The following is a 17,691-nucleotide window of genomic DNA, read 5'->3' as shown; positions in this document are numbered from 1 at the left end:
AAGCATGCTTCGCTAAATTTCAGTAAAGGCAAGGTGAGCCTGCGAACCGCGCGACATTATTGCTTTACTGAACTTTCAAGTCCTGAAGCTGTTTAAGTGTAACTCACCAATGCGATTTACAAACAACTCCGGCCTAACTCACAGTTTTAACCGACTGTGACGCGATATGATATGGCGTCCCCTAGGGGATTCGAACCCCTGTTACCGCCGTGAAAGGGCGGTGTCCTAGGCCTCTAGACGAAGGGGACAGAAATTTTGCCAGCGAAACAAGTTTCGCTAAATTTCTGTAAGGCGAGGTGAGCCGGCGAACCGAGCGACCTTTTTGAAAGCCTTACCTAAGAACTTACCGGAAAATACATTTCCGACTACTGTAAATTCTTTAAGAATTTGGTGGAGCCAGGCGGGATCGAACCGCCGACCTCCTGCATGCCATGCAGGCGCTCTCCCAGCTGAGCTATGGCCCCGTACTTGGAATGGTCACTGTATTTCATGTGACTGTTCCGTGACAGCGGGGCGCATTCTAGGCATACCCCACTGCCCTGTCAACGGTTTTTTTAGGAATTTTCTCTGTTTGCTATAAAAGTAAGCGCTTTGTTTATTCTCTCTTCAATTTTGGCTTTTGAGAGCAAATTCAGCGTTACATCCAGCGACGGAGAGTTACCACTTCCGGTTGCTGCAACACGTAAAGGCATACCGACTTTACCCATTCCCACACCCAGAGATTCTGCCGCCGCATTAATAGCAGCACCGATATTTTCCGGATTCCATTCTTCAATAGCCAGCAGCTTCTCTTTAACCACCTCGAGAGGCTCTTTGGCAACAGGTCGCAGATGCTTTTTCGCAGCATTCGCATCGAAGTCTTCAAAGTCCACATAGAAGTAAGTACTGATTTCCGCCAGCTCTTTGAGTGTTTTGACACGATCAGCCTGAATGGCAATCACCGATTCCAATGCCGGTCCAGCAGCCAAATCGATATTCATCTCATCAAAATGCCATTTCAGACGTGACGCAACCTCACTGGCCGGAAGCGTCTTCATGTAGTGTTGATTCAGCCATACCAGTTTTTCAGTATTAAAAGCAGAAGCAGACTGACCAATGGCGTCCAGATCGAAATATTCAATCATTTCTTCCAGTGAGAAGATTTCCTGATCACCGTGAGACCAACCCAGACGAACCAGATAGTTAAGTACCGCCTGCGGCAGATAACCATCATCACGATACTGCATTACACTCACGGCACCGTGACGCTTAGACAGCTTCTTGCCATCATCACCAAGAATCATAGATACGTGAGCGTATTCAGGCACCGGCGCACCCAATGCTTCCAGGATATTAATCTGGCGTGGCGTGTTATTAATGTGGTCTTCGCCACGCACGACGTGAGTAATACCCATATCCCAGTCATCCACTACAACACAGAAGTTATAAGTAGGCGAACCGTCAGAACGTTGAATGATCAGATCATCCAGCTCTTTATTACTGATTTCGATTTTGCCACGGATATGGTCGTTAATGACTACCGTGCCTTCCTGCGGGTTTTTGAAACGGATAACAAAAGGCTGACCTTCCGGGTGATCAGTACGGTCACGCCATGTACCGGGATAACGGGGCTTCTCGCCGTTTTCTTTTTGCTTTTCACGAATGGCGTCCAGTTCTTCTGAACTCATGAAGCACTTATACGCTTTACCTTCATCCAACATTTGCTGAATCAGTTCTTTGTAACGGTCAAAACGTTGTGTCTGATAATACGGACCTTTATCCCAGGTCAGACCCAGCCATTGCATACCATCAAGAATGGCTTGCTTGGCTTCTTCTGTTGAACGTTCCAGATCGGTATCTTCTATACGAAGAACAAATTCGCCACCTTTGGCTTTTGCATATAACCAGGAATAAAGTGCAGTACGGGCACCACCAACGTGAAGATAGCCTGTAGGGCTGGGAGCAAATCGCGTTACGACAGACATGTAGTTTCTCTATCTTTAAATGGAAGTAAAAATTGCGTGCATTCTACCAGCCAATCCGGCGCGGCAAAAGCCAGCTATCGTGCCATTATTTAATATCAGCGGTTAACTGCGAAATAATGGACGGGATTTTCATTTAGTGCTTAAAATTCCGTCACCCACCGGACAGAGAAACATCAGCACCCTGCGAATTGATCGGAATTCAATCAGGCAGTCATTTTTCCGTAATTTTGTTGTTGACACCATCGAATGCAACCCTATAATACCGCCCCACTTGTCCAGCACGGACAGGTAACAAACAGCGGACGCTTAGCTCAGTTGGGAGAGCATCGCCCTTACAAGGCGAGGGTCACTGGTTCAAGTCCAGTAGCGTCCACCACTCTCTTCCCGAATTCCTTATTTCATTGCTAAGTACCCCGTAGCTGGTCCGTTCACAGGCTCAACAACTTCGTTGCCTGCTTTTGATAAAAATGTTCAGCAAACGTCCACCACTTCCCTGTTAACTTTCCCATTCTCTTTGTATTTCAAACCGTGCTAAGGTGCTGATTAACTATTGCAGTTGATTTTCCTAATAGTTTTGCAGGATGCTGCCGATACAAAAACAGCACAATGTATTGCTATGGACAGGTAGTAACACGCACGATGAATATCAAGCTTGCCCGCGCTATTCGTGTTCTGATTGTAGATGATCAGATCCTGGCGAAGGGATATTTGAAATACACAATGGAAGAACTCGGGTTCCAGCAAATCAGTTATATTGATAAAGCTGACGAAGCCCTGCGCCTGATAAAAGAAGAAACCTTTGAACTTGTGGTGTGCGCGTATGATCTGCGGGAAGAAAAGGAAGGTTATTTTCTCTACGAACAACTCAAAGCACACAAGATCCTGCCTCTGACCACTGCGTTCGTTTTTATTTCTTCAGACACTACTGCTGAGATTGTTCATTCAATCGTTGAACTGCAACCTGACGAATTTCTTGCCAAACCGTTCTCGGTAAAAGAGCTGGATAAACGCCTGAGTCGCGTACTGGTTCGCAAACAAGCACTCAAAGATGTCTATGCGTTAATGGACAAGGGGGATTTCGAAGGCGCACTTGACGAACTTGAGCGCTTTCTGACAGAGCCTAAAAACGCTGAATTTTTCCCGCTGGCCCTGCGAACAAAGGGTGAATTGCTCCTTTTATGCGAACACTTTGAAGAAGCCGCTGATTTTTATCAGGCCATCATCAATGTGCAGGATTTTACCTGGGCAAAACTGGGACTGGTTCGTTGCTACCTGCAACTGGATAAAGATGATGAAGCGGAAAAACTTATCCTCAGGCTGGCATTTCAGCCTGATGCCATGCTCAGCGCCTACGATTTACTGGCGGCGTTGCAGATAAAGCAACAGGAGTTCGATGATGCGCTGGAGTCTGTCACTCTGGCATCCTCAATCTCTCCCCGTAATGTGCACCGTCATAAACAGGCGGTGGATTTATCTAAGATCACCCATGATTTCCCTGCGCAATTTGACGCAGCAAGACGGGTGGTAAAATACGCTAAAAATTCTATTCACGACAAACCTGAAAATTACCTTAATGTGGCCCGCGCCGGCATTGATTTTGCCATGACCGCCGATGCAGCAGAGACAGGAAAACTTGTCAGGCAAACGCAGGACTTTATCCGTCAGATGAAAGAAGCGTTTCCGAAAGCGGAGGTCGACAGTGAACTCAAGGTCATTGATGCCAGGCTGTATTATCTTGAAGATGAAACCGATAAAGCCCGCATGCTGTTGAGTCAGTTACAAAATGCCGATATGAGCCATGAAAATACTGAAGGCCTGATGGACAGAGCAAAAGCTTTTCATGAGGTTGGCTTGCAGGAACATGCGCTGGCGATTCTGGATGAAGTTGAGCGCCGTTGTGTTACCGATGAAAGTCAAAGTGCGCTGTTTATGCATTACCTGAAGCAACAACAGCAGGAGAAGCGGGAGATTGCAGAAAGCCCGAAAGCGCTGAATAACACGGCTGTAAACTATTTCCGCGAAGGGGATGTGGCCAATGCGCTTATTGCCTTCCGCCAGGCATTTACGGTTATGCCAAAGAACCCGGCCATAGCGCTGAATCTGCTGCAAACCACCGCGTCTGAGCTCAGGGATAACCCTGGCAGGCAAACAGAAGACAATAAAAAATTAATTTTCAACTGCATGAAAACGCTGGAGTCGGCCACCCTGACAGATGAACAGGAACGCCGCTATCATCGGGTGAAAAGTAGTCTCAGCGGCCTTTAATCACCTGATCAGTTGACGGTTTTTCAGCACACCGGTTTTGCCGGCAAAAGTGTCTGCCGGTAAACCACGACTTCATCGTTAAACACTGCATCAGAATAGAGATAACGGTGCGAAAACGTCATACCCAGTTTTTCCATTACGTTTACTGATGCCTTGTTATCCGGCAATGCAATGGCTGAAAACTGGTTTGTCCCGTTAACATATAACGCCTGTTTGACCTGTGCTGCGGCTTCGGTGGCAATCCCCTTTCCCCAGGTTTTGCGGTGAAAGCGCCAGCCCAGCTCCAGATTATTATCATCCCTTTCTCCGGTGAAAAACCCGAAAGGCCGCACCAGAATCCATCCCAGATCTTCCTGTGGAGACTCCAGAGCACTCACCCGCCAGAGCCCCCACCCTTTCAGCTCATCAGAAAACGCCCGGATCCTTGGAATAAACTGTTCCCGAATCGTCTCCATAGATGTTTTTTTACCGCCATTGATGTACTTCATCACGGCTTCATCCTGATCCACCGACCACAAAAACTCTGCGTCATCTGCGGTGACAAAATGAAAGGACAATCTTTTTGTATGAGGAATGTGCATGATTTGCTACCCGCGGACGGTAATCAGCCGCCCAACATCGCAAGATGTGACGTTGCTCCGGTATTACCATCCTGCAGATAATGCGTCGCGTGCTTCTGAGTCAGCAACTGCTGCAAGTGTGCCATTAATGCCTGCACATCACCCTGCTGCAGATAAGGGCGGATATCAATGCCGTGCTCACTAAACAGGCACAGGTGTAAATTACCGTTTGCAGCCACCCTGAGACGATTACAGCTGGCGCAGAAATCTTTGCTGTAAGGCATGATGAGACCAATGCGGCCTGCGTAATCCGGATGATGAAACTCCTGCGCCGGACCGGCATCTTTGCTGCGCAATACCGGCATCCAGCCTTCATTAAGCAGCTGTTGCTTCAGCGGCCCGCCGGATAAGTGTTGTTGTGCAAAGAATTCAGGATGGTCACCGGTTTCCATTAACTCAATGAAACGTAAGGTAATTGGCGTGTCTTTCAACCAGTCTTTAAACTGCTGAAGTTGTTTACCGGCAAAATGTTTAAGATAAACAGAATTCACTTTCACAGTCATGCCGGTATCGATGGCAGCACTGACGCCATCCAGCACCTGAGTTAATTTATTCTGTCCGGTAATGTCAGCAAACTGGCGAGGATCAAGACTGTCAATGCTCACATTAACCTGATCAAGACCGGCATCACGCCATTTTTGTGCATCTCTGGCCAGACGTCCGCCGTGGGTGGTGGTCGCCACTTTATTAATCCCGTCAGTGTTCTTACACAGTGCAATCACGTCGGTAAAATCCCGCCTCAGGCTGGGTTCACCACCGGTGATCCGGATTTTAGATGTGCCAAGACCGGCAAAGGCCTGTACCAGCGTATCTATCTCGGGCAGCGTAAGAAATGTGTCGTCAGAAGGCCCGTGGTATCCGTCAGGCAGGCAATACTGGCACTTAAAATTGCATGCTTCTGTAATGGATAAACGCAGATAATGAAACCGGCGACCAAAGTTGTCCTGTAACAAAAAGACACTCCCGCTAAGCATTGGCCCTGTAATGACAGGAAAATGAAAGAAACAATTCAGATTAGCACTTTACCACGAAAGAACTATGTCGTCATGAACACAAAAAATGCGTTTAACGTGAAACTTTGAGCGCGCAACGCTTTGCGGTACTCTTATTTACATACAGTCGTACACCACATTTTCACGATGAGACCATCCCGATTTAATGTTTCACCGGACACACCGGTGCGCTGGCACGTGCTGAATCAGCTCTGGCCTTATTTACTTGAGTTTAAAAGCCGCGTTGCCATCGCCCTGACCTGCCTGATCATGGCAAAGCTTGCAGCAATCGGTCTGCCCTATGTACTTAAATACACAGTCGATTCTCTGAATTCAAAAGATGCGGCCACCGGTCTGGTTGCCGTGCCTCTGGCATTAATTGTGGCATACGGTACGTTGAAATTGCTTAACGTGATCATCGGTGAAGTCAGAGACACGCTGTTCGGACGGGTCACTGAACGGGCCATGCGACGTATGGGGTTACGGGTTTTCAAACACTTGCATAACCTTGATTTGTCTTTCCATCTGAACCGTCAGACCGGCGGTTTGTCGCGGGATATAGAGCGCGGTACCAGCGGTATCAGCTTTCTGATGCGGTTTATGGTATTCAACATCGGCCCTACCCTGCTGGAAATTCTCATTGTAACCGGCCTGCTCTTTTTTCAGTATGGCCTTTCTTTTGCCACTATTATCCTTGCCTCCGTCATTGCGTATGTAGCTTATTCCATGAAAGCAACAAACTGGCGTACGCGCTTTGTTCATGCCATGAATCAGGCAGATTCATCAACCCACTCCAGGGCGGTAGACAGCTTACTGAACTTTGAAACAGTGAAGTACTTCAGCAATGAGGCATATGAAGCCAACCGTTACGACAATAATCTTGCTGACTGGGAACAGGCCAGACGTAAAAACCGGTTATCTTTATTTGCTTTAAATGGCGGTCAGGCGTTCATCATCGCAGTGGCAATGACGGCCATGCTGGCAAACGCCGCTTACGGCGTCGCACGGGGTGACATGACCATCGGTGATTTTGTATTAATAAACGCATTTACCATGCAAATATTTATGCCGCTGAACTTTTTAGGGTTCGTTTACCGGGAGATCCGCGGTTCCATGGCAAACATAGACAATATGTTCGCCCTCCTGGATACCCGTTCTTCAGTGCAGGATGAAGACAGTGCACCGCCACTGAACATCACCCGTGGAGAAATCTGTTTTGAGAATGTCAGTTTTTCTTACCGCGATGACAGGCCTATCCTCAAAAATATCAGTTTTACCATCAAGCCAGGTGAAAAGGTGGCCATTGTGGGTGCCAGCGGCGCCGGTAAATCGACACTTGTTAAATTGCTTTTCCGCTTTTACGACACAAACCGGGGGCGCATATTGATTGACGGACAGGACATCCGGAAAGTGTCGCAGCAATCATTGAGAGAAAAGCTGGGTATTGTCCCCCAGGACACCGTATTGTTTAACGATACGTTGCTGGAAAATATCCGCTACGGTAATCCGGATGCCAGTGAGGCGGATATCGAAAAGGCGATTCGTACCGCCCATCTGGACAGTTTTATTGCTCAATTGCCTGAGAAGGGCGAAACCCGTGTGGGTGAACGGGGATTAAAACTCTCCGGCGGAGAAAAGCAACGGGTAGCCATCGCCCGAGCAGTGCTGAAAAATCCGCCGGTGCTACTTTTCGATGAAGCCACTTCCTCTCTGGACAGCGGTGCTGAGCGTGCCATCATGGAGGCCCTGTCTGACCTTGCTTCCGGACACACTACGATTATGATTGCACACCGGTTATCAACCATCACAGATGCAGGTAACATTCTTGTACTAAAGCAGGGTGAACTGGCAGAACAGGGTACCCATCAGGAATTGCTGATGCAGCAAGGCGAATACGCACGACTGTGGACACTACAACAAAAACAGGAAGACTAATGGATCCGGCGTTCTTAAAAACCGCAGTTAACGCACAAATGCCCTTCGGCAAATATGCCGGCAGAAAACTGTTCTATTTGCCGGAACCTTATCTGGTGTGGTTTCACAAACAAGGCTTCCCGCAGGGAAAGCTTGGCGAACAACTGGCTCTGATGTACGAGATTAAATTAAACGGGCTGGAAGCTGTCGCAGAGCCCTTGCTTGAGGACTGACAGCAAAACCGGAGTCACGGAGTCTGTCATTCAGAATCTGATGAATTCAGAAACCGCTGAAGCCGGTTGCGCTGTCTGCTGAAAGCGTCTCAAGTTTCTGCCCGTGGGAAGATAATCTGATATCACGACTTTCAATTACAGTGATCTGATCTTTCTGCGCACTCCCCGGCAATGACATATTCCGCAGCGTGATGTCGTTGACACTATCGAAGACGAGCACAGAGCGGGTATCAGGTGCTTCAAGCTGCAGGTTGATATTTTCAAGCGTTATGTCCTGTGCGTACCGCATGTACAAACCGGAAGCAGGCAATAACCCGAACATTGCAGGTTCAGGATAGGCTTCACGACGGTCCGGCACATCAAAGGGCGAATGTCGCGGTTCCTCTTCTTTCAGGGCAAAAAAGGCGCTGATGTGATCAGGTTTCTGAATGAGCACGTCTTGCTGCGTCAGTCCGCCGCCGGCGATCAGATACATATCTTTCAGGGTTACCTGAGACACCGGCGATTCCGGCAGCCCTTGTATGATCACCGGAAAACGCCCGTCAGAATGACTTACCGTTACATCTTTAATCAGCACACGGCGAATAGCACCCGGCGGCGTATTTTCCGGCCCGCGCATGCGTGCACCGTTGTAGATAAAAATGGGAGAATTACTTATCCGGTTCATCACCAGACCGGATGCAACGACATCTTCAATAATGCCGCCGTCTACGGTTTCCAGCGCCAGACCGCGACTGTGATCAAAGACCACATTAGTAATGGTAATGCGTTTAAAACCACCGTTAGACTCGGTGCCCAGCTTTATCCTGCCCGTTGCCCCGTCACCATCCGGTGCAGTGCCTTTCATTGGCTGATAAGTGCCATCAAGCATGGTACCCATAGTGTAACCACTGACAATACTGTTGCTGATGGTCACATTTTCGGTAGCGATGGCTCTGCCCATCACATAGGAACTTTTCAACACGATAGCATCGTCATTGGGGCTGTTAACCACCACGTTGCTTATCCGCACGTTTTTACACACGTCTATATCAATGCCATCGCGGTTGGTATCGATGCGCAGATTATCGATGGTCAGGTTGTTAATGGCGGTGGCGAGGATCCCGAAGTGCCCGCCGCGATAAATACTGAAATCCCGGAAAGTAATGTTCCGGCCGCCCTTTATCGCAATGGCTTTGTTACCCGGATTGACTAAAGGTGCCGGCCCCAGTGGCGGGTATAAGCCTTTCCACAGCCCCTTACCGTCGATCAGTCCGCTGCCGGAAATGGTGACATCGTGAATATTCTCGCCCCAGAGCAGGCTGTTTCTGAAATGACTGTGACCAAAATCCTGGTACTTATATTTTTCACCCCAGATATTGGGCTCAGGTTTCAGATATCCTTCGCTCTCATCCTGCGGTGTTGCGGCCAGCAGCGTTGCGCCATTCGCGAGGTGCATATCAACCTGACTTTTCAGCTCAACGCTGAAGCTCGCGTAAGTGCCGGGCGGAAAATACACCGTTCCCCCACCATCCCTGCTGGCAGCGATGATGGCAGCATTAATTGCATCTGTGTCTCTGGTTATACCGTCGCCAACGGCCCCGAAGTCCCTGACGTTGTAATACCCCTGCATGTCCTGAGCATGCACGCTCTGGATAAAACCGATTACCTAAAGTAAAGACAACTGAAAGAACACTCTGCGCATGTAGCACTTCCGCCGCTAAATTTAAAAGCCACCATAAAAAGTCATGCTAATGACATAGCAAACTTATCGTCAATTGAAACTACTGATGCAGCCTGTTACAACGCCTTAAATAATCAGAAACTTCCATATCTGAATATGCGGAGACTCCCTGCGCTTTCGTAAATGATTGCAGAGCGGCAGTCCCCTACGGGAATATCTACAACGAATAGTCGAATATGTAGCTATGCTCCCCACCCTCCCGAATGATTTTCATATCACCAGAAAGGCCAGATAACGCTTCTGTGCCGGAATCCGGCACCACTTTTAAAATAAGGGAGTCTTTGCCCTTATCCATCACACCGAAATGTTGCAAAGCAAATGAGCCTGACTTCCCATTCAGGGTTCCGGACACAATTTCTATTGCCACATACCCAGCAGAGCCGGGAACAGCTGTCATCAGGGATAACATTTCGCCTTTGCTTGTGGCATTGAGGCCACCGTGAAATGTTTTCTCTATAGTCATACGACCGGGATTCATCCCGTCTTTAGCTGTCATGAAGCCTTCAGCCGGCTGTAACGACACATCAAATTTGCCCTGCACTTCCATTGTACTTCCTCCGTAATGAGTTAGAATGACACTGTATAACCATACAGCAACCTTAAGAAGTAGCAAGATGTATTCAAGGTCCAGAAGACAGCGGGATGCGGATATCAACAACCGTATTCTGCAAATTCACCGGGCAATTGCCGACAAGGTAATAAGCAATCCGGCACTGATCGCGCAGGCAGAAGAAACGCTGGAAGCCCGCTATCAGCAAAAGCTCCTGCGTTACGGCAGTTATCTTTTATGGCACAGCATGCTGGAATTAAAACATGACGCGGAAGCATTCAAAGCACAGTTACTCAGCGATGAGCCACGCTGGAATGCGTTACGGAGAAACACCATTTTTACCGGTGTGTTAACAGAGCAGGAAAGAGAAGAAGCGCTGGCGACTTTTGCCGCCAGCGGGAAATAGACAGGCTTACGCGCCTTTACGTAAATGGTCTGCAACCAGAAACGCCATTTCCAGAACCTGATCGGCGTTCAAACGCGGATCACACTGGGTTTTGTATGCCTGTTTCAGATCTTCATCTGAAATTTCATAAGCACCACCGGTACATTCGGTAACATGCTGACCTGTCATTTCCAGGTGCACACCACCGGCATGAGTACCTTCAGCTTCGTGGGCTGCGAAGAACTGACGAATTTCGCTTAAAATCGCATCGAAGTTACGGGTTTTATAACCGCTTGATGCCGAGAACGTATTACCGTGCATCGGATCTGAACTCCACACCACGTTACGGCCTTCAGCTTTAACACGACGCAGTAAGCGCGGCAGGTTCGCTTCCAGCTTGTCTGCGCCCATACGGGTAATGAAAGTGAGACGACCCGGGTCATTGACCGGGTTCAGCACGTCAATCAGTCTGATAAGCTCATCCTCATCCATCGTCGGACCAACTTTCACACCGATAGGGTTATGAATACCACGGAAAAACTCAACGTGGGCATGATCAAGCTGACGGGTGCGCTCACCAATCCACACCATGTGGGCAGAACAGTTATAGGGCTTACCGGTTAACGTGTCGATACGGGTGAGAGACTGTTCGTAGTTAAGTAACAGTGCTTCATGAGACGTAAACAGGCTGGTTTCATGCAATGAAGGCGTGTTCAGTGCATTCAGACCAATCACCTTCATAAATTCCAGAGAATCCTGAATACGGCTGGCAATGTCAGAATAACGGTCTTTCAGCGGGTTATTCTCTAAAAACGCCATATTCCAGCGGTTAACTTCGTTTAAGTCAGCCAGACCGCCCTGAGCAAATGCACGCAGCAGGTTTAGCGTAGCCGCACTGCGATGATAAGCATCCAGCAGACGGTTCGGATCCGGGCGACGGGCTTCTGCGGTAAACTCAAAGCTGTTGATGATATCGCCACGGTAACTGGGCAATGTCACACCATTAATCGTTTCGTAGTCAGAAGAGCGCGGTTTGGCGTACTGACCGGCCATGCGGGCAACTTTAGTGACAGGACAACGGCCGGCAAAAGTCATCACGATTGCCATTTGAAGCAAGACTTTAAACGTGTCACGGATCTTAGGCGCATTAAACTCGTCAAAAGACTCGGCACAGTCACCGCCCTGCAGTAAAAAACCTTTTCCCTGACACACTTCACCAAGCTGACGGCGCAGCTCACGTGTCTCAGCAGCAAAAACCAATGGTGGATATTTGCTTAATGTTTGCTCTACAAAAGCGACTTGTTCCTGATTATCGTATTCAGGTTGCTGCAGGATCGGTTTTGATCTCCAGCTGTCAGGTTGCCAGTTACTCACGCTTTCTCCTCATTGTTGGCAGCGATGGCACAGAAAAATTGATGTCCCCGGACGATACAACCGGTGCCGTTTCAACGGCATCAGTTCATGCATGTCTCTGTTGGTGTAGTCTGATTTGTGTAACGGGTTCAGCAGAAAGGTTGCGAAGTGCAATGATGAACCTGAATGTACTTTATCGCGTATCCTGCGGCCAATAAGGCTGACAGCTACGTCTTTATATGAAACACCTGGCGGGAGTCTACCACAATTCAACCGGTGCCGGAGGTTTCATCACAGAAATTTGGTGAGTTTTTTGCGATGGCTTATAACAGAGATGACGACGAAGATTTTTAGCGGGCGTCACAGCCCGCTATAACCTAGCCGGCAGGCTTTTGTTGCTTCAGATGACGGATGAAACCATCCGATGCCTGTTCGATTAAATCCAGCACCAGTTCAAAGCCCTGCTTCCCGCCGTAATAAGGATCCGGCACTTCCTTTTCATCGCCCGGAGCAAAGTCGAGAAAATAATGAATACGGTGCTGTTCTTCCTCAGGACTCACCTTCATCAGATTCTCATAATTGCTGGTGTCCATGGCCATGATGTAATCAAAATCAGTAAAATCTTTGTCTTCTACACGGCGACATTTAATACCTTTAAATGAATAGCCACGCTGCACACCCACTGATACCGAACGACCATCCGGCTGCTTTCCGATGTGATAACCGTGGGTACCGGCCGAATCAATTTTGAGGTCTAGACCTGCCGCTTTCGCTTTATGACGGAAAACGGCCTCAGCCGTGGGTGAACGGCAAATATTGCCCAGACACACAAAAAGCACTGATGTTTTCTTTTTCGACTTAAACATGTCAATTTTCTTATTTTCTGCGGTATCTGTGAAGCGACCAGTTATGACCGGCGCCCGGCTCAGACCCGCTGTACTACCCTAAGGAAAATCCTTTCCACAATTTCGCCGTATAGACTGCCATAATTTGGCCTGTGCATAAACGAATTCTTAACGGAGTTGGTGAAAGCAAAGATATAAGCAGGCCACATATCCAGCCTGCCTCCGTTATAAAGCCAAACAATGTTTGCTTACCAGCCGATAGCTTTTTTATCTCTGAAAAACTGTCCGGAAGGGCCGTCTTCACCAAGCTGTCCCAGCCAGACAGCGGTTTCAGCCCCCTGCTGTGGTGTTCGCGGTGCATCACGTCCTCCCATGCGGGTGTGTACCCAGCCCGGACACATGGCATTAATTTTTATATTTTTCTCGCCGGCCACCTGCGCCGCAAGGTGTTTTGTCAGTGCATTCAGCGCAGCTTTACTGACGGCATAGGCTGGCGGTCCTTCCATCCCTTCTGAAAAAGCGCCCCACCCCGATGAGACATTGACGATGCGACCATAAGCCCTTTCACACATGCCGGGCAGAATTTGCTGAATCAATGTCAGCGGACCGTTTACATGCACCTGCATTGCCTCTTTCAGTGAATCAGAAGACACGTCCTGCCAGTCTTCTTCATGGAGTACACCGGCATTATTTACCAGCACATCCACACCGCCATAAATAGCCTGAGCACGCATAATATTTTCTTTAGCTGCGGCTTCATTGGACAGGTTAATTTCTATTATCTGAATGTCTTTGCCGACAATGTCCTTCTTTATCTCTTCGCCGGCTTCTTCATCCCGGCAGCCAAGCAACACCTTGAAGCCCGCCTGCGCATAGCCACGAACAATTTCCAGGCCAATACCGCGGTTGCCGCCGGTTACCAGTACAGTTGAGGTCATAATGTCTCCTGTCATCCAGTGAATAAAGTCAATTGTATTGTTGGGTACGCGCCACTACCGCCAAGGTTCAACCACGGTACATGCAATCCCGTTCAGAACAGCCGTAAACCTCAGATGACAAGGAATTAATGATCAACATCAGTGCCGTACAGGTAAGCAATACACATAATTTATTGAAACGGAATGCATTATGAGTCAACTATCAAATCGGGACTGCGTGCTTAAATGGCTGACAGAATTGTACGGCGAACAAAAGGAATACTTGCAGGCCGTTGAGGAGATTGTAGATCATGTCATGCCAGTCTCAAACGCGTCGGAAGCTTACAAGCGCTATGACGTGGTCAGAAGACTCTGCGTGCCAGAGCGTATTATACACTTTAATGTTCAGTGGATGAACGATGACGGCGGGGTCGAAATACACCGCGGATGGCGCGTACAACACAACGGCCTGATTGGCCCGTATAAAGGCGGCCTGCGCTTTCACCCCACCGTTAATGAGTCTGTTTTAAAATTTCTCGCCTTTGAACAATCCTTCAAAAATGCATTAACCGGCCTGCCCATGGGTGGTGCGAAGGGTGGCTCAGATTTCAATCCGAAAGGCAGAAGCGACACTGAAATCATGCGCTTTTGCCAGGCGTTCATGGCTGAATTGCAGCGTCATATCGGCCCGCAGACCGACGTACCCGCCGGCGATATTAACGTCAGCAGCCGGGAAATCGGATTCATGTACGGCCAGTACCGCCGTATTCACAATCAATTTGGCGGCACACTGACAGGAAAGGACATTTCATTCGGCGGCAGCCATGTGCGCACAGAAGCTACGGGCTTCGGCTTGATTTACATGTTGCAGGAGGTATTGGCTGCAAATGACGATACCCTCGAAGGCAAACGCACCGGTATCAGCGGCGCGGGCAATGTGGCGCTGCACGCTGCGCTGAAAGCCTGTGAATCCGGCGCTGTGGTGACAAGCCTGTCGAACAGCCGTGGTTGCCTGATTAAGGAGGACGGTTTGTCAAAGCAGGACATTCAGTTTGCAATTGAGCAGAAGCACAACTACGACAACATCCTCTTAGCCATCAGAGAAAAGAGTGGCGGAGAATGGCACGAAGGCAAAAAGCCATGGCATCAGACCGCAGATATCTGCCTGCCCTGCGCGACGCAAAATGAGCTGGATGAAGATGACGCTGATATGCTTTGCGGGAACGGCGTAAAGTACGTGCTGGAAGGTGCAAACATGCCGTGCACTGCTAACGCACAGAAAGTGTTTGCTGAACACCGTATTCCTTTCGTACCGGGTAAGGCTTCTAACGCCGGCGGCGTCGCATTGTCAGGCCTGGAAATGATGCAAAACGCCAGTTTTCGCAGAAGCAGTTATGACACACTGGATAACGAACTGAAAAAAATCATGAAGCACATTCATGAACAATGTGTGGAAGAAGGCCGTGAAGACGGTTTTACTGATTATGCAAAGGGCGCGAATATCGCCGCATTCAGACGCCTGGCAGATGCGATGGTTGCCCAGGGCCTGTAGTTCACTAATAAGAGAAAAATCCCGGCGTGCGTGCCGGGATTTCCATAACGTCTGGCGATGATGTAAAGCGCTGTTAAAGTGGCAGACCTATGTAGTTTTCAGCAATAGTGGTCTGCGCTGCTTTTGAGCCGGCAATGTATTCCAGTTCCGCCACCTGCATCTTGCGGTCAAACTCTCCGCCTTCAGGGAAACGGTGCATCAGCGTGGTGAGATACCATGAAAAACGTGACGACTTCCATACGCGGTTCAGCGCTTTTTCAGAGTAAAGGTTAATGCCATCAGATTGCTTTTCTTTGAAGTAACTGATTATTGCTGCCGACAAGTAGGTGATATCTGAAGACGCCAGATTGAGTCCTTTCGCGCCGGTGGGTGGCACGATATGCGCAGAATCTCCCGCCAGGAACAGGCTGCCGTGACGCATGCTGCCAAAAATAAATGAACGCAGTGGCGCAATGGATTTTTCGATTGAAGGTCCGGTCACCAGCTTTGAGGAGATCTCAGGACCCAGACGAACAGCCAGTTCATCCCAGAACCGTTCATCAGACCAGTCTTCCACCTTTTCATCCAGCCCTACCTGAATGTAATAGCGGCTGCGGGTAAGCGACCGCATCGAAGATAAGGCAAAACCGCGGTCGTGATTACTGTAAGCCACTTCGTGTGTGGCAGGCGGCACATCTGCCAGCACACCCAGCCAGCCGAATGGATAGACCTTTTCCACGTAGTTCGTGTTGCTTCCCGGCATGGCTTTACGGGAAGGCCCGTGGAAGCCGTCACAACCGGCGATAAAGCGACAATCGATACGATGAGGTTCACCGTTTTTTGTATAAGTTACGCAGGGTGCTTCGGTTTCAATATTATGCAGAGCAACATCATCTGCATCGTATACCCGCATTACACCGCGACTGTCTGATGCGTCCATGAGATCTTTGGTAATCTCAGTCTGGCCGTAAACAACCACCTGGCTGCCGGTCAAACCCTTCACATCAATTTCAATGACCCTTTCGCCATCAGCGAGAATAACGCCGTCGTGAGGTAAACCTTCAGCTTTCAGTCTGCTGTCCAGACCAAGCTTTTCCATTACCTGTAGGGTGCACTGTTCAAGCACTCCGGCGCGGATACGGCTTAACACATAATCCGGTGATTTACGTTCTACGATGATACAGTTGATGCCTGCCTGAGTGAGCAGGTGGCCCAGCATCAGTCCCGACGGGCCTGCACCGATAATAGCGACATCAGTTTTGGTGGTATTCATTTTTTTCTTCCGGCAAAGGGCTAAATTGTTAACCTATCGTGAATGAATTTAACACCTGCGTTTAGTCACTATTCCCGCAATCAATTGTACTTTTTCGTCAAATTAACATTTGACATACCGTTGAACAGCGTAAAGAAATCGAAAAGAAAAGAACACAAAGACCATTCCGGTAGTCAGTTAAGAATACCTTAAGCCCAACCGGAACAAACTATGGTAAAAAAACAATCGATTAAGCGCTGTGTCATTTTTGTAGCAGGATTCACTGCACTTGCCGCCTGTGCAGCGGAACGGGAAGAACGGCCTTCAATCCCTCAGGAAGCATTTGACGCCTGTACATCTTCATCAGAGGGTGACAGTTGCTCCATGAGCGGCCGGAATGGTGAGACAATGTCAGGCCAGTGTATGGCGCCGCCATCCGGGCCCGACGAAGACACTTCATCAGAAGAACTGGCCTGCCGGCCTGATAATATGGGTGAGCCTCCGGGCCGGAGACCGCCTCAGGGACAATTCTGAGTGGTAATACAGTTGTAAACCTTCACTCATCCATGTCACCGTTTCCCCTCAAACTGTGTTCTGTTTGAGGGGACTATGAGAGCAGGAAGATAATCCGGTTCAAACGGCAAAGCCTCCGGTTTTATGCGTACCGGAAGTGACTCTTTACTTGCCGCGATTGCCAAGAAGCAAGCCGGTAACACTCAGGTCTTCATCAAGCTGAGGCCAGTGAATACCTTCTCCGTCACCTAATAACTCCCAATCCTGTAGTTCAGATGTACTAGCCCGGGAAAGGCCCGGAAACCAGGACAGAGGCACAGAAATAGTCCTGCCGTCGATGAGCCCGACAATTAAAGAACTGTCGTCGAAAGACACCGACTGAGCTTGCGGGTGGTGTTCAACTGCTAAAGTAGCCATTCCAAGCCTCCAAAAAAGCACTTTTATTTTCGACAACCAGCTTTTCCAAAGTTCTGAGTTCTTTGGGAGTAAAGCGAGTTGAACTGGCTAAGGCGACCGGACGAAGCCAGAACTTAGCCAGCATTTTTTCGCGTTGAATATGTATGTGGGCTGGCTCACCGTTTTCGTTGCTATAGAAGAAAAAACGGTAAGGCCCGATTTTTAATACTGTTGGCAT

17 protein-coding genes and 3 tRNA genes are annotated in these 17,691 nt (G+C 48.9%); 7 read left to right on the top strand and 13 right to left on the bottom strand.

Annotated features, from left to right (window positions below):
* Positions 1 to 172 precede the first annotated feature (172 nt).
* The 3 genes from AC4PME_RS18335 to gltX all read right to left on the bottom strand — a co-directional run bounded on the left by AC4PME_RS18335 (position 173) and on the right by gltX (position 1,964).
* Positions 173 to 248 (bottom strand) — tRNA-Glu (locus AC4PME_RS18335).
* 140 nt (positions 249 to 388) lie between these two features.
* A tRNA-Ala gene (locus tag AC4PME_RS18330) sits at positions 389 to 464 on the bottom strand.
* A 90-nt stretch (positions 465 to 554) separates the two neighbouring features.
* A complete protein-coding gene (gene gltX / locus AC4PME_RS18325; protein WP_491529691.1) occupies positions 555 to 1,964 on the bottom strand; it encodes a glutamate--tRNA ligase in 1,410 nt (469 codons plus the stop codon).
* Between the two features lie 300 nt (positions 1,965 to 2,264).
* Here gltX and AC4PME_RS18320 point away from each other — a divergent pair.
* Positions 2,265 to 2,340, top strand: a tRNA-Val gene (locus AC4PME_RS18320).
* A gap of 263 nt (positions 2,341 to 2,603) precedes the next feature.
* Positions 2,604 to 4,229, top strand: a complete 1,626-nt coding sequence (locus tag AC4PME_RS18315; RefSeq protein ID WP_491046680.1) for a response regulator — start codon at positions 2,604 to 2,606, stop codon at positions 4,227 to 4,229.
* 23 nt (positions 4,230 to 4,252) lie between these two features.
* Here the strand turns inward: AC4PME_RS18315 and AC4PME_RS18310 are convergent, their stop codons facing one another.
* On the bottom strand, positions 4,253 to 4,810 hold the full coding sequence (locus AC4PME_RS18310; protein ID WP_491046681.1) for a GNAT family N-acetyltransferase: 558 nt from the start codon (positions 4,808 to 4,810) through the stop codon (positions 4,253 to 4,255).
* A gap of 23 nt (positions 4,811 to 4,833) precedes the next feature.
* The gene (moaA, locus tag AC4PME_RS18305) at positions 4,834 to 5,802 is read right to left on the bottom strand and encodes a GTP 3',8-cyclase MoaA (RefSeq protein ID WP_474844835.1); all 969 of its coding nucleotides are present in this window, start codon (positions 5,800 to 5,802) and stop codon (positions 4,834 to 4,836) included.
* A gap of 186 nt (positions 5,803 to 5,988) precedes the next feature.
* On the opposite strand from moaA, the gene AC4PME_RS18300 reads away from it, so the two are divergent.
* Entirely contained in the window at positions 5,989 to 7,776 is a 1,788-nt protein-coding gene (locus AC4PME_RS18300; RefSeq protein ID WP_491046682.1) for an ABCB family ABC transporter ATP-binding protein/permease, read from the top strand.
* Positions 7,776 to 7,988 (top strand): DUF3820 family protein, encoded by a 213-nt coding sequence (locus AC4PME_RS18295; RefSeq protein ID WP_119500860.1) that lies wholly within the window; start codon positions 7,776 to 7,778, stop codon positions 7,986 to 7,988. The genes AC4PME_RS18300 and AC4PME_RS18295 overlap by 1 nt, the downstream gene beginning before the upstream one ends.
* Positions 7,989 to 8,034: 46 nt before the next feature.
* Here the strand turns inward: AC4PME_RS18295 and AC4PME_RS18290 are convergent, their stop codons facing one another.
* Together AC4PME_RS18290 and AC4PME_RS18285 are read right to left on the bottom strand one after the other, a co-directional pair.
* On the bottom strand, positions 8,035 to 9,600 hold the full coding sequence (locus AC4PME_RS18290) for a rhamnogalacturonidase (protein WP_491046683.1): 1,566 nt from the start codon (positions 9,598 to 9,600) through the stop codon (positions 8,035 to 8,037).
* Between the two features lie 268 nt (positions 9,601 to 9,868).
* Positions 9,869 to 10,258 (bottom strand): DUF3224 domain-containing protein, encoded by a 390-nt coding sequence (locus AC4PME_RS18285; protein WP_491046684.1) that lies wholly within the window; start codon positions 10,256 to 10,258, stop codon positions 9,869 to 9,871.
* A gap of 67 nt (positions 10,259 to 10,325) precedes the next feature.
* Here AC4PME_RS18285 and AC4PME_RS18280 point away from each other — a divergent pair, with 67 nt between their 5' ends.
* The gene (locus AC4PME_RS18280) at positions 10,326 to 10,667 is read left to right on the top strand and encodes a hypothetical protein (protein WP_491046685.1); all 342 of its coding nucleotides are present in this window, start codon (positions 10,326 to 10,328) and stop codon (positions 10,665 to 10,667) included.
* Positions 10,668 to 10,673: 6 nt separating this feature from the next.
* Here the strand turns inward: AC4PME_RS18280 and AC4PME_RS18275 are convergent, their stop codons facing one another.
* From AC4PME_RS18275 to AC4PME_RS18265, 3 genes are all read right to left on the bottom strand, one after another.
* Positions 10,674 to 12,020 carry a class II 3-deoxy-7-phosphoheptulonate synthase gene (locus AC4PME_RS18275; protein ID WP_491046686.1) on the bottom strand — a complete coding sequence of 449 codons (1,347 nt, stop codon included), beginning with the start codon at positions 12,018 to 12,020 and terminating at the stop codon, positions 10,674 to 10,676.
* Positions 12,021 to 12,376: 356 nt separating this feature from the next.
* Positions 12,377 to 12,865 carry a low molecular weight protein-tyrosine-phosphatase gene (locus tag AC4PME_RS18270; protein WP_349585535.1) on the bottom strand — a complete coding sequence of 163 codons (489 nt, stop codon included), beginning with the start codon at positions 12,863 to 12,865 and terminating at the stop codon, positions 12,377 to 12,379.
* A 227-nt stretch (positions 12,866 to 13,092) separates the two neighbouring features.
* A complete protein-coding gene (locus AC4PME_RS18265) occupies positions 13,093 to 13,782 on the bottom strand; it encodes an SDR family NAD(P)-dependent oxidoreductase (protein WP_491046687.1) in 690 nt (229 codons plus the stop codon).
* A gap of 190 nt (positions 13,783 to 13,972) precedes the next feature.
* On the opposite strand from AC4PME_RS18265, the gene gdhA reads away from it, so the two are divergent.
* Positions 13,973 to 15,313, top strand: coding sequence for an NADP-specific glutamate dehydrogenase (gene gdhA / locus AC4PME_RS18260; protein ID WP_491046688.1), 1,341 nt, complete (start codon positions 13,973 to 13,975; stop codon positions 15,311 to 15,313).
* A 73-nt stretch (positions 15,314 to 15,386) separates the two neighbouring features.
* Here gdhA and pobA read toward each other — a convergent pair whose 3' ends face one another.
* The gene (gene pobA, locus AC4PME_RS18255; RefSeq protein ID WP_474864322.1) at positions 15,387 to 16,565 is read right to left on the bottom strand and encodes a 4-hydroxybenzoate 3-monooxygenase; all 1,179 of its coding nucleotides are present in this window, start codon (positions 16,563 to 16,565) and stop codon (positions 15,387 to 15,389) included.
* A gap of 210 nt (positions 16,566 to 16,775) precedes the next feature.
* Here pobA and AC4PME_RS18250 point away from each other — a divergent pair, with 210 nt between their 5' ends.
* A complete protein-coding gene (locus AC4PME_RS18250; protein ID WP_491046689.1) occupies positions 16,776 to 17,078 on the top strand; it encodes a hypothetical protein in 303 nt (100 codons plus the stop codon).
* 144 nt (positions 17,079 to 17,222) lie between these two features.
* Here the strand turns inward: AC4PME_RS18250 and AC4PME_RS18245 are convergent, their stop codons facing one another.
* Together AC4PME_RS18245 and AC4PME_RS18240 are read right to left on the bottom strand one after the other, a co-directional pair.
* Entirely contained in the window at positions 17,223 to 17,474 is a 252-nt protein-coding gene (locus tag AC4PME_RS18245) for a DUF2442 domain-containing protein (protein WP_491046690.1), read from the bottom strand.
* Complete coding sequence (locus AC4PME_RS18240) at positions 17,455 to 17,691, bottom strand: DUF4160 domain-containing protein (RefSeq protein ID WP_491046691.1); 237 nt, start codon at positions 17,689 to 17,691, stop codon at positions 17,455 to 17,457. The genes AC4PME_RS18245 and AC4PME_RS18240 overlap by 20 nt, the downstream gene beginning before the upstream one ends.

Source organism: Alteromonas sp. (assembly GCF_984505615.1).
This window is presented reverse-complemented; position numbering and strand designations above follow the sequence as displayed.

What these genes read in the sequence shown, in the direction of transcription:
- AC4PME_RS18315 (WP_491046680.1), top strand. Translation starts at nt 2,604, where the DNA reads ATGAATATCAAGCTTGCCCGCGCTATTCGTGTTCTGATTGTAGATGAT.
- AC4PME_RS18295 (WP_119500860.1), top strand. Translation starts at nt 7,776, where the DNA reads ATGGATCCGGCGTTCTTAAAAACCGCAGTTAACGCACAAATGCCCTTC.
- AC4PME_RS18310 (WP_491046681.1), bottom strand. Translation starts at nt 4,810, where the DNA reads ATGCACATTCCTCATACAAAAAGATTGTCCTTTCATTTTGTCACCGCA.
- AC4PME_RS18285 (WP_491046684.1), bottom strand. Translation starts at nt 10,258, where the DNA reads ATGGAAGTGCAGGGCAAATTTGATGTGTCGTTACAGCCGGCTGAAGGC.
- AC4PME_RS18280 (WP_491046685.1), top strand. Translation starts at nt 10,326, where the DNA reads ATGTATTCAAGGTCCAGAAGACAGCGGGATGCGGATATCAACAACCGT.
- pobA (WP_474864322.1), bottom strand. Translation starts at nt 16,565, where the DNA reads ATGAATACCACCAAAACTGATGTCGCTATTATCGGTGCAGGCCCGTCG.
- AC4PME_RS18270 (WP_349585535.1), bottom strand. Translation starts at nt 12,865, where the DNA reads ATGTTTAAGTCGAAAAAGAAAACATCAGTGCTTTTTGTGTGTCTGGGC.
- AC4PME_RS18290 (WP_491046683.1), bottom strand. Translation starts at nt 9,600, where the DNA reads ATGCAGGGGTATTACAACGTCAGGGACTTCGGGGCCGTTGGCGACGGT.
- gdhA (WP_491046688.1), top strand. Translation starts at nt 13,973, where the DNA reads ATGAGTCAACTATCAAATCGGGACTGCGTGCTTAAATGGCTGACAGAA.
- AC4PME_RS18265 (WP_491046687.1), bottom strand. Translation starts at nt 13,782, where the DNA reads ATGACCTCAACTGTACTGGTAACCGGCGGCAACCGCGGTATTGGCCTG.
- AC4PME_RS18245 (WP_491046690.1), bottom strand. Translation starts at nt 17,474, where the DNA reads ATGGCTACTTTAGCAGTTGAACACCACCCGCAAGCTCAGTCGGTGTCT.
- gltX (WP_491529691.1), bottom strand. Translation starts at nt 1,964, where the DNA reads ATGTCTGTCGTAACGCGATTTGCTCCCAGCCCTACAGGCTATCTTCAC.
- AC4PME_RS18300 (WP_491046682.1), top strand. Translation starts at nt 5,989, where the DNA reads ATGAGACCATCCCGATTTAATGTTTCACCGGACACACCGGTGCGCTGG.
- AC4PME_RS18240 (WP_491046691.1), bottom strand. Translation starts at nt 17,691, where the DNA reads ATGCCAACAGTATTAAAAATCGGGCCTTACCGTTTTTTCTTCTATAGC.
- AC4PME_RS18250 (WP_491046689.1), top strand. Translation starts at nt 16,776, where the DNA reads ATGGTAAAAAAACAATCGATTAAGCGCTGTGTCATTTTTGTAGCAGGA.